The sequence below is a fragment of the Atopobiaceae bacterium genome (genome assembly GCA_022483015.1).
Taxonomy (GTDB): Bacteria; Actinomycetota; Coriobacteriia; order Coriobacteriales; family Atopobiaceae; genus JALCUE01.
In genome coordinates, this window is sequence record JAKVOB010000001.1 from 2110678 (window position 1) to 2124243 (window position 13566).

At 51.5% G+C, this 13566-nt stretch carries 8 protein-coding genes and 1 pseudogene; 4 read left to right on the top strand and 5 right to left on the bottom strand.

Annotated features, from left to right (window positions below):
* Positions 1–263: 263 nt before the first annotated feature.
* Positions 264–1253 carry a glycosyltransferase family 4 protein gene (locus LKE50_09100; protein MCH3968745.1) on the bottom strand — a complete coding sequence of 330 codons (990 nt, stop codon included), beginning with the start codon at positions 1251–1253 and terminating at the stop codon, positions 264–266.
* Positions 1254–1627: 374 nt separating this feature from the next.
* On the bottom strand, positions 1628–2425 hold the full coding sequence (locus tag LKE50_09105; GenBank protein MCH3968746.1) for a WecB/TagA/CpsF family glycosyltransferase: 798 nt from the start codon (positions 2423–2425) through the stop codon (positions 1628–1630).
* A gap of 138 nt (positions 2426–2563) precedes the next feature.
* Between LKE50_09105 and LKE50_09110 the strand changes: the two genes are divergently transcribed.
* Together LKE50_09110 and wecB are read left to right on the top strand one after the other, a co-directional pair.
* The gene (locus LKE50_09110) at positions 2564–4000 is read left to right on the top strand and encodes a sugar transferase (GenBank protein ID MCH3968747.1); all 1437 of its coding nucleotides are present in this window, start codon (positions 2564–2566) and stop codon (positions 3998–4000) included.
* A 691-nt stretch (positions 4001–4691) separates the two neighbouring features.
* Positions 4692–5786, top strand: a complete 1095-nt coding sequence (gene wecB, locus LKE50_09115; protein ID MCH3968748.1) for a UDP-N-acetylglucosamine 2-epimerase (non-hydrolyzing) — start codon at positions 4692–4694, stop codon at positions 5784–5786.
* A gap of 551 nt (positions 5787–6337) precedes the next feature.
* On the opposite strand, the gene LKE50_09120 is transcribed toward wecB, so the two are convergent.
* Complete coding sequence (locus tag LKE50_09120) at positions 6338–7543, bottom strand: oligosaccharide flippase family protein (protein MCH3968749.1); 1206 nt, start codon at positions 7541–7543, stop codon at positions 6338–6340.
* A gap of 246 nt (positions 7544–7789) precedes the next feature.
* Here LKE50_09120 and LKE50_09125 point away from each other — a divergent pair, with 246 nt between their 5' ends.
* The gene (locus tag LKE50_09125) at positions 7790–8590 is read left to right on the top strand and encodes a LicD family protein (protein ID MCH3968750.1); all 801 of its coding nucleotides are present in this window, start codon (positions 7790–7792) and stop codon (positions 8588–8590) included.
* Here the strand turns inward: LKE50_09125 and LKE50_09130 are convergent, their stop codons facing one another.
* Both LKE50_09130 and LKE50_09135 read right to left on the bottom strand, forming a co-directional pair.
* Positions 8591–10249 carry a phosphotransferase gene (locus LKE50_09130; protein ID MCH3968751.1) on the bottom strand — a complete coding sequence of 553 codons (1659 nt, stop codon included), beginning with the start codon at positions 10247–10249 and terminating at the stop codon, positions 8591–8593. It lies immediately after the preceding gene.
* Positions 10218–10937, bottom strand: a complete 720-nt coding sequence (locus LKE50_09135; GenBank protein MCH3968752.1) for a 2-C-methyl-D-erythritol 4-phosphate cytidylyltransferase — start codon at positions 10935–10937, stop codon at positions 10218–10220. The genes LKE50_09130 and LKE50_09135 overlap by 32 nt, the downstream gene beginning before the upstream one ends.
* A 308-nt stretch (positions 10938–11245) precedes the next feature.
* Here LKE50_09135 and LKE50_09140 point away from each other — a divergent pair.
* Positions 11246–13412: pseudogene (locus tag LKE50_09140) on the top strand (EAL domain-containing protein).
* Positions 13413–13566 lie beyond the last annotated feature (154 nt).

Here is a 13566-nt window from a genome sequence, read left to right on the forward strand (position 1 = left end):
TAGCCATGACCGACGCCCTCCTCCCAGACGAATAGCTGGAAGGCACGATACGCTGCATCAAAGCTACCTCCCGAACATGGTCCCCAACAATGGTGTTACGTTCCTTCTTGAAGCTCTTGCTAAACAATGCCCAGATTTTCCGTGCTATCTCAGGTCGAACCAAGTCGAGTGGATAGAATGGAACGCCCCGTCGGATCTGCTCCATACTAGCCGCACGAAGGCACCGGCGTGCGGCTGCGCTCCTTCTGCTCATGACACCCGTTTCAAACGAGATCATCATATATGCTAACCAAGCGAGCAACGGCTTTGTCTATTGAAAAGTCCTCTGCAATCCTCTGTCGACCAGAAGAACCGATCTTGGCCCGTTTCTCAGGCGAACCAAGCAAGTCTGCGAGTAACGAGCTGAGCCTCAATTCGTCTCCTGGCTCTATAAGATAGCCATTTTTGCCGTCATCGATGATCTGCGGGATTCCTCCGACGCTCGTTGCGATAGAAGGGATGCCACACGCCATCGATTCAAGCAAACTCATAGGCATTCCCTCATGTCTTGAAGGCAAACAGAAAATGGCGGCGCGCTCAAGTAAGTGGTCTTTCTCCTTGCCAGATACCCATCCGCAGAACCTGCATCTATCAGCGATGCCCAACCTCTTGGCCAAGGCCTCATACTCCTCAGCAGACCCATCGCCCCCAAAAACGAGGCTGGTATTTGGGTTCATTTCTAGCGCTTGCCTTGAGGCGCGTATAAGCATGTCAGGGCTCTTCCTCGCCCCGAGCCGACCAAGAAATAGAATATCCTGGTTCTCACTTGAGAAACATGCCACCGGCGGTACTTTGACCGCATTATGCAGGACAATTAGTTTGTTATCATCGCAAATATTGTCGGCAAAATAGTCCCTCCATTCCTCTGAAAGCACTACTACCCTATCTGCAATTGCAAACGTCCCACGTACGTCTTCGCGATACGCATTGGTGCCTGCTTCGAAATCATCTTTGAACTCACCACTATGCTCATGGAGGATGACTCTCTTCCCATGAGAGCGGGCTATCCTGGCCATCATTGATTTTCGTCTATATGATCCGTGGATGCTCAGATGCAGATGAACGATATCGTAGTTGTCGACAACCGCCTTGTAATGCCGTAGAGCCCTTGCGAACGACAGGCTCTTCTGAAGTAAGTTGCTACCAACCCCCGTGCCAACAAATGCAAGCTGGCAATAATCTCCTAGTCCTGCATCGATATAGCCATTGACCACGCTTACAATTCCACCTTGAAGCGACCTATCAGGTCCGACCATTAGGACCTTAGGACCAGCATGATTAGTCATAATTCGTACCACCCCATGAATCAACCTAGAATTAAGGGTCAATCAACATTGCATGTAACGGCCGAAGATATCAACTCGAACCAAACGGCGCCTTAGTTCCCGATCTTCCACGTCGCTTATGTACTATCTACAAGCCATACGTTCGGTGTTTCACCTATGGTTCCTAACGACTGACTGAACGTTCTTTGATAGGACGATACTCCAGGCAGCAGTACTGAGCTTCTCCAAACGCGACTTCGAACAATTCCCCAATCACGTTCTAGGTAGTCGTCAAAAGCGACAATGGGAACACCGACTTCGCCTTATCCGTTGTTCCTCTTCATCTTCAGCTCTTTGCGGAGGATTCCGTAAAATCGCAAATTACCTACTACGTAACGCTTCAGAAGTCGTCCGGGCTCCTGAATTAACCGAAATAGCCATTCAAGGCCAGCGTCTTGCATCCACTTCGGAGCACGCGAGACATTGCCAGAAATCACATCGAACGAGCCCCCGACACCAACAAAAGCACCAGCAGCGCCAGCCTTACGGAATTCCTCAATCATCAGCTCCTTCTTGGGGGAAGTGATTCCAACGAATACTATTAACGGTTTGACACTTTCAACCTCGGCAACCACCGCATCGAACTCATCGTCCGTAAAATACCCGTCACGCATGCCGGCAAGCTGTAAGGCCGGAAACTGCTTCTGAAGTGCCTTTGCCGCTTCGTGAACAACGGAGTCCTTTGCTCCAAGCAGATAGATGGGATAGCCCTTGGCCTCGGCCAAGGCGCACAGCGCCATCATGAGATCAATCCCGGCGACACGCTCAGGAACGTGAACTCCAAGCTTATTTGACGCCATTACCATTGAGGCGCCATCCGCATTGACTATTTCACAGTGTCGAACGATGGAGTCCATTTCCAGGCTGTCTCGCATCTGAAGTACCTTATCGGCATTCACACCAATGAGATGTGCAAAATGCCCAGTCTTTATATACCAATCCGTTGCATCTACCGTTTGGGTCATCGTCCATGGATCTATAGGTACGTCGAGCACATCAACCCGCAGTGGAAGACCCGTACTCTCATAGAACAACGAAGGGACAGCTTCATCCGTTGACACAAAAAACTCCATTCTCGGAATTGCTCGTCATCGACAAACCAATGAAACCCAAAGTTCCTACTCATTACCACCTGCTGTGCACACCTCATGGTATGCTACATCAGAGTTTTATTCTAGAGAGGATGGTCATTGACTTTCATGAACGCAGCCGAGTCAATATATACAAGACTTAGTCATTATCTGGGAAATCACCTCTGGGTTGTGACCTTCGTATGCGATGCTGTCGCATCAGTGTTGGCTAATACGATTGCCTTTGGTGCCCTGGGTTTGTTTTACATAGAATCCTGCGGTTTGCCTATCTTCCATCTCCTTGCGGTCTCTGCTGTACTCATCACATTTGTCGTCTTTCTCGCCTGCGGTCTCTATGCCTCGCGCAGGTATAGACCATTCTCATTCGAAGTCGGCCGTCTTCTCTTAGCCAACTCCATCGTGTATTTGCTCGAAATTTCTGCCCTGTACTTCTTTCATCTTAACGACATGTCGCGCCTTGCCCTTCTTCTGGCGTTCGGGTTTACCAATTTGCTCGATATCGCAGAACGCTTCATGTGGCGCCGTATCGTTGCATCATGCTACAGAGGAGGTGTCGGTCTTCATAAACTGCTAATTATTGGCAGTAGCAATGTAGCAGAGCAGTTCTATAACGAAGCCGTAAAGACCGGTAGATCGTCTGCATATGGATTTGAGTATGTCGGTTATATCGCTCACAAGAGGAACAGTAATCTATCAACCTATCTTGGAGACATAGACTCGCTCGATTCCTTACTGCGCAGCCAGCAGGTGACTGAAATCATTATTGCCAGTGAATTGCCAAACAACGATACATGTGGCCAAGTCATTGCAGCATCAAGCGTATTCGGAATTCGAGTTTCCGTGATCCCAGAAATAGGAGACTTTTTCCCTCATAATTCGAGCGACGAGACAGTTGGCACTCTCAAGTTATTCACGTTGCAATCAAGTGCCGACTCGAATCCCGGATGGGGCATTAGCAAGCGCTGTCTTGACATCCTCGGAGGCGTCTTGGGGCTTGTATTATCGAGCCCTCTCATGCTCCTGGGAGCTATCTTAATCAAGACAGCCTCACCAGAAGGTCCAGTGATATTCAAACAACAACGCCTTGGCAAAAATGGCAAGCCGTTCACGATGTATAAGCTCCGCACGATGGTTCCCGACGCAGAGAAGCTTCGTAAGGACCTCGACGAGGCCAACGAAGTGGATGGGCCCGTATTTAAAATGAGCAGTGATCCCCGGGTGATCAAGCATGGGGCCTTTCTTCGAAAAAGTAGCATCGATGAGCTGCCTCAGCTTCTGAACGTTATCCAAGGATCCATGAGCCTTGTAGGACCACGACCACCTCTTCCGGATGAGGTCGAAAGATATGATAGCTGGGAACGAGTGAGGCTTGCCGTTAAGCCGGGTCTCACCTGTTATTGGCAGGTAAGCGGCAGAAGCAACCTCAGCTTCGATGAATGGATGGAGCTCGATCTCCGATATGTCGAGACTCAGAGCTTTATGACGGATATTATGCTGATTCTCAAGACGTTTGGCGAAGTATTCAGCAGAGACGGCGCATATTGATCAGGTATTGGCAATTTGAAAATGCAAGAGATTGGTTCTGCTAGAAGTACCCCTAGCACTGGAAGAAATCAAAGCTAGGCTGATTCATGTTTTGGTTGCACAAACCATCAGGACCTCGTTCAATGCCTCGGTTGGGATTCTCCATCAGCGGGTCTTGCTTCGTCACCTTGTCGTCAGTCACCTTGTCGAACTGCGCCCCCCTGGGGAAACGACAGACAATCAAGTTGTTGTTCTAGTTTCTGCCTTACTAGATTGTGTCGCGAAAGTTGGTGTAGGCACATCCCCCTACTAGGCCTCCCGCCCAAGGGGAACGGCCGTCGCCCTAGAATCTCAAACGCCGAGTACTGAGACCAGAAACGGCGATGACCACTATGGCGATCATTTGATCCAAGATTACCGTCACAGCCCTGGTGGCTCAGAAATGCTTGACGAAACACAGCGCTGCCCCGACATACATGCTTCCTTCCTCGCGGGCCCGGACGGACCCGCGAGGAAGGGATTCCCATACCCAGCAGGACGCGTACGGTTGGGTATGGAATCGTGGGTGGGGTGCACAGCTCAACTTGCGAATCAACTAAATGCAGCCGCTTCATGATGAAATGGCGGCAAATTGTCGAACTTTCTTTGAGGGAATCGACCTTGATGCTAATGTAGTAAGTATTCTTGCACAATCAGCGTCCATGGAGGATTTTTGAAGAGGATTCTATTGGTGTTCGGGACTCGTCCTGAGGCCATTAAGATGTGCCCCCTTGTGAACGAGCTGAAAACGCGTGCCGATATTGATGTACAGGTGTGCGTGACGGGGCAGCATCGCGAGATGCTCGACCAAGTCTTGGAAGCATTCGGGGTGGTTCCTGACTACGATTTGTCCATCATGAAGAAGGGACAAACGCTCTTCGACATCACCACGGGTGTTCTCGATGGAATTAAGGGCGTGCTTGAGTCCACGGAGCCTGACATCGTGCTGGTTCATGGCGATACGAGTACTACGTTTGCCACTGCGCTCGCATGTTTCTACCTCCACATCCCAGTAGGGCATGTTGAGGCAGGGCTTAGGACCTACAACATCGAGTCGCCGTGGCCTGAGGAGTTCAACCGTCAAGCTGTTAGCATCGTTGCTCGCTATAACTTTGCTCCTACTGAGCTGTCGCGTCAGAACCTTCTTCGTGAGGGGAAAAACTCCTCTTCCATTTATGTCACGGGCAATACCGCTATCGATGCGCTTAAAATTACCGTACGTCCTGACTATCACCACGAGGAGCTCGATTGGGCGGCGGGTAGCAAGCTCATCCTCATCACGGCCCATAGGCGGGAAAACCTCGGTGAGCCGATGCATCACATGTTTCGTGCTATCAGGCGGATTATTGATGAGCATCCTGACGTTAAGGCAATTTATCCCATTCATATGAACCCGATAGTGAGACAAGAGGCCGACGAGGAGCTGGCAGGGGACGATCGTATTAAGATTATCGAGCCCCTGGGGGTCCTTGATTTTCATAACTTCATGGCCAGAAGTTACCTTATCCTCACGGACTCCGGTGGCATTCAGGAGGAGGCTCCGTCACTTGGCAAACCTGTCCTCGTGATGAGGAACACCACTGAGAGGCCCGAGGGCATTGAGGCAGGCACGCTCAAGTTGGTAGGGACCTCTGAGGAGACCATTTACTATGAGTTTGCGAAGCTCCTAGATGATGATGCTGCCTACGGGGCCATGGCGCATGCATCTAATCCATATGGTGACGGGCATGCCTGCAAGCGGATTGCTGACATCCTCGAGGCCGAATGATAGTTAGGTCAGACTCTCAACAGTATGTGGACGCATTGGAGTGGATATGCGCATAGGGATCTATGACACTCGGCGGTGTATATATCACTTATAACTTTGGCTGCAAGACCATTGTACGCGGCACCTATCAAGGTATTATGCGGATGGAGTCCATGCCAGGACGAGGCGCTGGGGCGCCCTAGTGTTGTTCAACGCAAGGGCGCCCCAGCGCCTCGTCCTGGCAAACAAGCAGCAGTTCTACTCGAGGACGATGTAACGTTGCCAGACAATGGTGCCATCGGAGAGGCCTTGTTGAACAGCACTAGAAACTGCCCCGTTTGGTCATCGTGATCGAAGCGACGTGGTCACGAGAAACCGAGTAGTCCCTTCTGCTCAGATTCTCTTGACAGGACACAGGCTGGTGAAGGCGGACGGAGTTGACCCGAGGAGGAGAGCGGCATAGGATGCGTTAGGAGAAAGCTGGTTCACGAGCGAAGGCACCGCTTACACCAACTTTTGAGACACTACCAACACATGACCTGGCCCAACTTAATACCTGCACTCCCGAATCGTTAACTGCTCCGCAACTCAGCACGTAACTTTTTGCACTGGTCAAGCCGGAGGAAGCACATCACGGCTTCCGTAAGATCTCGAATAAGGGCTATGACGGTTACAGACTCGATGCCGATTGCAACGGATACCAGCAACAAGGCAATATTCAATAGCGCCGAATATAGCGTCGATAGGGTGATTTCCTTCACTTTGTCCGCTGCACCGAGTATTGGCCATCCAAAGAACATGCCATAAAATGAAAAGAAAACGACCGGTGCCACAAGTCTGATTACGTATGATCCAGCAAGGTAGTCTTCCCCACCGAGTATGCTCATAAGCGGATCAGCCCATGCCGCAAAGAGGGCTGTTCCGATTGCTATAAATGGAAGTGCGGTCAACCCGAGCTTCTTTGCATAGTGAAAATCCCTGTTTGTCACCATATGAGGGTACAGGCTGTTAACTATTGGAGAATACAGGGCTTGAACCGCTGATAGACAAGTCATAGCGAGTGACCAATAGGAAATTTGGCTCTTATCAGTTATCACAATCCCAATCAGAAGCGTCGAGAAGCCAGAGAACGCAGTCGAGGAAACATTCGAGATGCAGTAAATACCGGACACTTTCAGCTCATCAAACGTGTCCTTGAAGGATGCTCGTGCCCAAGACAATCCCCACCGCTTGTACATCGCCGCAAAGGACCAGACAAGTGCGATCATTCCAGAGATGATATCGAGCACGGGAATCCATAACAAGTCAGCTACAGTGTGAATGAACACGAACGTAAGTGCCGCAGCGGTTCCCTTTGATATGAGATACCTCGACGTTATGGGGCCCATCTGCTCCTTGCCTTGGAAGACAAAATCTGGTGCAAGAGCCTTTAAGCTGACACCAATATAGGCAAGAAACACATAGAAGAGATTCTCGCGAAGTATGGGAATAAACTGACTAATGACCAATACGGCAATTCCAAGAGCAAAGCAGAGCATCAGCCTTGCCTGCATGATTGCCCCGGTGACTCGATTGATTTCGTCGCTCGACGAAGCGGATGCAACCTTCTTCGTGCCAGATAAGTTGAAACCAAAATCGGCAATCACCTGTACGAATGTCATAAATGACAAAACGTACGCGTAGACAGCATACCCTTCGGTCCCAAGCACGCGAGTCAGATAAGGAAGAGTAATAAAGGGGAGTATATATTTCACTATTTGTAGACCATATTGCCACATCATATTGTGATAGAAAGACTTATGTGAGGTCATTATTACAATCCGCTCAGATATCAAAAACACCTACAGGACTAACGGAGGATTATAGATGTGTGTAGGATTTTCTTTCAAACATCCATGCATCAGCCATCTTTTGGCGCACCAAGCGTATATATGCATAGTTTCGCAGTGCATCTAGCCTAGATAATGGATACGTCTACAATTAAATGATACTCGAAGGATATACGCAAAGAGAGGGCTTACTACATGCAAATAATGCAGCTGCAAGATATTCAATCTGAAGAGGCTTCGCTTCTTTCTTCTTTCGACGGCTTTTGCACCTACCATGATATTACTTACTATTTAGCATATGGCTCTTTACTAGGTGCAGTCCGAAATCAATCCCCCATTCCTTGGGATGATGACACCGATGTTCTCGTTCCCAGAACTGACTATGAGCGTCTAAGGACCTTGATTTCGAAGGCGCCCGCAGGAACTTCCCTTCTAACTCCAGACACGGTCTCTTACCCTTGGCCGTGGATGAAGCTCATCAGTACTCGGACATATTTCGACGAGCCCGTGCTCCGTTGTAATCCTTCTTATTACGGCGTATTTATAGATATTTTTCCGCTCGATAACATTCTGAACAAAGCTGATACGAAGCGATATAACAAGGTGCATCTCACCAGGCGCATCTACGATTACTCGTACGTTGTTAATCATAGACTACCTCAGCTCAGCGACGCCAAGGAACCTCTCCGCAGAGTCATTGGAGCAGCTGGGCATATCCATTCGCGTGACTATTACCTTCAGAAAATGGATTCACTCGCAACAGAACGCTCCTCTTGCAAAAGTGAGTTTGTCGCCAACTTCTACTCTCCCTACTCTTTTGATAAAGAGTGCATAGAGGCTGCTGACTGCGAGGGCTATTCGTTTGTTGACTATTCCGGTCACCGAATCAGAACCTTTAAAGATCCCGTAAAATACCTGGAGCGCGTCTACGGACCAACATGGAGAACGCCCATCAAACGAGAAGCAGAAAACCATGGCACGGCCTATTGGAGATAACTACTCGCTGAGTGTCACGTCAATGCCAGGATTGAGATAATCGTTAATGGTACTTTCGTAGTACTTCTCGGCATTGTTATAGGCATTCAGCATAAAGTGCCCGGAGTCCTCGCCTATGCTGTCCTTGAAGAGGCTCCAGCAGAAAAAGTAGTAGCCAGTTAGCGCGACAAAGCCATAATAGTGCCGGCGTTCAAAGGTCGTCGGCCGCCTCCCAAAGTATGTCTCGAGCAACCAGGCGACTTCCTCATCCTCGAAGTGCTCCCTGGACACAATCCCACCAAAGTCATTTGCAGGGTCCCCCATAGCGGAGAATTCCCAATCAATCAGATAGGTCACTTCTCCGTTGACGAGGAAATTCGGAGCATAGCAGTCGTTGTGACATAGAACCTTTGGTACCTCATCGCTCTCTATGAAATGGTAAAGCCTGACCATCTTGTTTCGAAGGGGCTTGAACTGTTGAAATAGGTCTCCCTTAGTGTTGCAAGCCAACCTCATTAATTTGTCTGACTCTCTAAGAACATCGAACTCATAGGGAGTCTTTGCTGTCGAGGTGTGCAGCTTACGGAGCATCTGCAAAATCTGCGTGCACTCAATCTTGTTCTTATACGTGAAATCATGCGCACCACTGACGAACCTTGAAATCTTCCAGCCGTGATCCTTATCGACATAGATACATGTCTCATCGAGTCCAAGGGCTTTTGCATGCTGTTCAGAGAGCTTCTCACTCGCGCGGTTAGCGAAGTTGTCGGAACTCCCGCCCGGATGACGATATACATAACGAGTGCCTCTCACAGTGAATAGAAAGAGGACATTTGATAGGCCCTTGTTCAGTATCTCGATGTCTTCGATTTCGGACCGCTTGCACTCAAGCAGTTCCGTAATATTCTCGACGATCTGGCTGTCTATACTATCAAGAAAGCTCTTGTCAAACCGCGCTATCTCTTCAAGGCTGTCAAACTCACGAAACGAGTCTGCATCGATAATCTTGGCCGCCAGCGGGAGATCGCTGCTATGACGAAGCCAGAACTCCTCCCAGAACATCCTACGAACACCGAAGTTGTCAATTTCTGCATTGGCGTAATCAATGAATGCTCTTGAGAAGTCCGGCGAGAAATAGGCCTCGCCCACCATGCAATACGAGTCACTCCCACCCATATTAATTGTGTCAATTAGGCCATCGGCACCAATTGTCGCTGAGAACTCACTGAACTCTCCAGTGCGATACTCGCAGGCACGATAGGCACAGGACATGTCATGACTAGTTGAGAAGGGATTGGTCTGAAAATAGTGATCGGCACAGCACACATATGTCGATTCGAGATAGTCTTTCGCCAGGAGAAGTGAGACGAGGTTCCCATTGTTATCAAACCCATTATTGAAGATGATGTCGACTCCGTACTTCTTCTGAAGATAGAAGAACTTCTCCTTCATAAAGCCGACAACGATATGAATATCCTCAATACCAGCATCATGGAGCTGCTCTATCTGGCGTTCAACCAATGGCTTCCCATTGACCTCGAATAGGCCTTTGGGCTTCTCATACGAAAATGGAGCGAAAGCCTGTGAGCGTCCTGCAGCCAGAATGATTGCATTGGGTTTTGTCATAGTGTTACCTCTCATAAGGTGCTTATTCTGCCTGTTCGTCCCCTTTGAGAGCAAGCAGGTAACCCTTGAAAATTAGCAGGTCTTCCTTCGTCGTAATCTTAATATTCAGATGGTTGTCCTTAGAGAAGTACACGGGTTCCCCCATAGCGAACATAAGTGGCGCTGTATGAGGATCAACAGCATCCAGAAGCCCACGCTTCTGAGCCTCCTCATATAGCCAGCACGCATAACCGAATTTGAACGCCTGGGGGGTATTAAGACACATTATCTTATCTCTATCAAGCCACTTGCGACCCTCTGTTCCGTCGATGCTGTCAGTAGCCAAATAGACGAGCGAAGCCGCGGGAGAGGCGTTGCCCTTATCCTTGCAAACTCGTATCGCATCGCTAATCACGTCAGGAGCAGTAAGTGGAGAGGCACCGTAGTGGACGAGAATCACATCATCATCCGACAGAGCCCCCTTGAGTGCATTGATCCCGTTGATCACCGAGTCCTGGAAGGTCGCTCCGCCTGACGTAATCCAACGGACTTTGTCAAAATGGCCATCCTCGAGTATTTTATCGAGCGCATCGCGATAACTCTCAAGACACACGACCTCAACTGCATCGACTTCGGGATGACACTGAAAAATCTGAAGTGTGTAATAAAGGACTGGCTTCCCAAGCACAGGAATGAACTGCTTAGGAATGTCAGCACCCACCCGCTTTCCCACACCACCAGCAAGTACTATTGCAGCGTTCAAAAGGACCCCTCATATTGGCGTACATTGCAAATCTTTTGTAATGATAGCAGCCTGTATTAGCAATCGGCTCTTGAGAGCATTGCCCGAGAATCACCACGACCAATATCAATGGCTCGTCTCGCCCGAAAAGGGCACAATCTCATGTTTCTTTCGAACACCTCGAGCGATCGTATAGGAGCCAGACCACCTGCCGGCTTCTATACTTTACATATTTTGTTATACCTTTATCGCTGTAGCCAATCACCTGCCCTGGCACTGCCGGCTGGACACTTGACTCGCGTTAGCTCATTCACCTTAAGTTTTGTTGAATGGGCACAATAATCGTGCTCCGACCTCGCACGAGAGCAGAGCTACCGTTCGCCGTTAGCGTGCCTTCTAAGGATTCTCAGCCATTACAATCTGTTCGCTCGAACATTCCAAGTGCCCCTACTGGGCATTCCTGGTCTCCAGACCAATGCGCTCCTCGTAACTTGCGCCACCCACACCAGCAGCCGAACCACACCAGAATCGATGGAGGTACCTTGCCCGCCTATCAGTGCCAGTACGATGTGGCCTCTCTCTTCTTCCTTCTGATCGTCATCGTCAGGTACTTCTCGACAAGGCGGTTCCTAAGCAAGCTCAACACCCTCTTCGGCATCATGATCGTCGCGGTGCTCGTCGACGTGCTGCTGGAGGTCGTGATCGCCCACACCGCCATGGCCCCCTTCCTCTTCCCTGCCTGGGCCATCTACCTCTCCAACATCATGTTCTTCTCGCTCCAGTTCATCATCCCCGTGCTCATGCTGCTCTACCTTGCCTATTCCGCTGGCATCGACCCATGGAAGGACCTCCCGTTCAAGGTCCTCATCGTCCTCGCCGCGCTCATCGTCTGCGTCATAGTGACGGACCCCCTCAACGGGTGGACCTTCTACCTCACCGGATCGGGCTCCTCCCTCACCTACCACACGGGGCCGCTCTACACGGTCTGCTATGCCACCTGCATCTTCTATCTGCCTGCCACGATCGCCCTGACCATCAGGAGCAGGGACTGGCTGACGCGCAGGCAGTTCTGGGCCATCGTCCTGTTCGTGCTTCTTGTCATGGTGGCCGCGGCATGGCAGCTCACCCACCCTGGTATCCTCGTCACGGGCATGTCCTTGGTGGGGTCGATCCTCCTGATGTACTTCAACATCCAGAACCCCGATGACATGCTCGACCCCATATCGGTCACCTTCAACTACTCCACGATGGTCTCGTTCATGGAGGAGCAGATCCGCCGCAAGAGCCAGGTCGCGCTCATAGCGGTCGACCTCAGCGGCTTCCGTCGCATCAACACCGTCTATGGGGTCCACGCCGGCAACGCCGTCCTCCAGCAGGTCGGTACCTTCCTCATGGGCCTCGGCAAGGGATGCTGGGCCTTCAGGATGATCGGCACGCGGTTCCTGGTCATGTGCCCCATCGACGACGTGACGGACATGACCGTGCAGACCATCCAGAAGCGCTTCAAGGGCACGTGGGATGCTTCCGGGCACCCCGTAGGCGTGAAGGCCTCGATACGCCGCTTCAACGACGACCAGGGGCTCTGCAAGAGCGCGGAGGACATGGTGAACCTCGTGGACATGTCCCTCCTCGACAAGTCACCGGACGACGAGGACGACACGCGCATCGTCAGCGGTGACATCCTCGAGACCGTCGACCGGCGCCTGGCCGTCGAGGATGCCCTGAGGGCCGCCCTGGACGGGGAGCAGGAGCACGGCAGCGAGGCGAGCCCGAACGGCTTCAAGATCTTCCTCCAACCGGTCTTCCGCCCCAACGTCGGGCGCTGCCTCGACGCCGAGGTGCTCCTGAGGTTCTCTGACGCGAGGCTGGGACAGGTCTCCCCTGCCGAGTTCATCCCGGTCGCCGAGCAGAGCGGCCTCATCTTCCGCATAGACAGGATGGTGGTCGAGAAGGCCTGCCGCTTCATCGAGGCCAACGACGACCTCCTCAGGCAGCACGGCTTCGACCGGATCAGCATCAACCTCTCGGCCCCTGGAAGACTACTCCGAGACGGAGGCATGGGTGGACGAGGCCCTTGCCAGGCATTCGGTCTCACCCGAGCGCGTGACGTTAGAGATCACGGAGACCGCGGCCGCCACCAGCAACGGGACCCTCAACGACTTCATGGTCTCCATGAACCGGCGGGGCTACCGCTTCGCGCTTGACGACTTCGGGACCGGCTATGCCAACCTGGCCCAGATCCTCGTCCTGCCCTTCTCGGCCGTCAAGCTCGACAGGGAGCTCCTCATATCACGGGACTCCAGGATGCGGAAGCTGTTCCGCGACTTCCTGGCCATGTTCGGCAACGTGGCGTTCACGACCGTCGTGGAGGGCGTCGAGACCGAGGACCAGGCGGCGTTGGCCATCGATGCCGGCGCGACGAGGATCCAGGGGTTCTACTACGCCCGGCCCATGTGCGAGGACGACTTCGTCGGCTTCCTGACGGCCCAGGCGTAGGGCCTGGGAGCCGGGATGTGCGCGGCACGAGGAACGCTGGAACTTATGCGTACGCATAAGTCGCGACTCCCGGGGCCTTGATTTATGCGTACGCATAAGTACCTGAGACACCGAGCGGCCTACAGGCTTATCTATCGCCTCAGGATGTCGATGT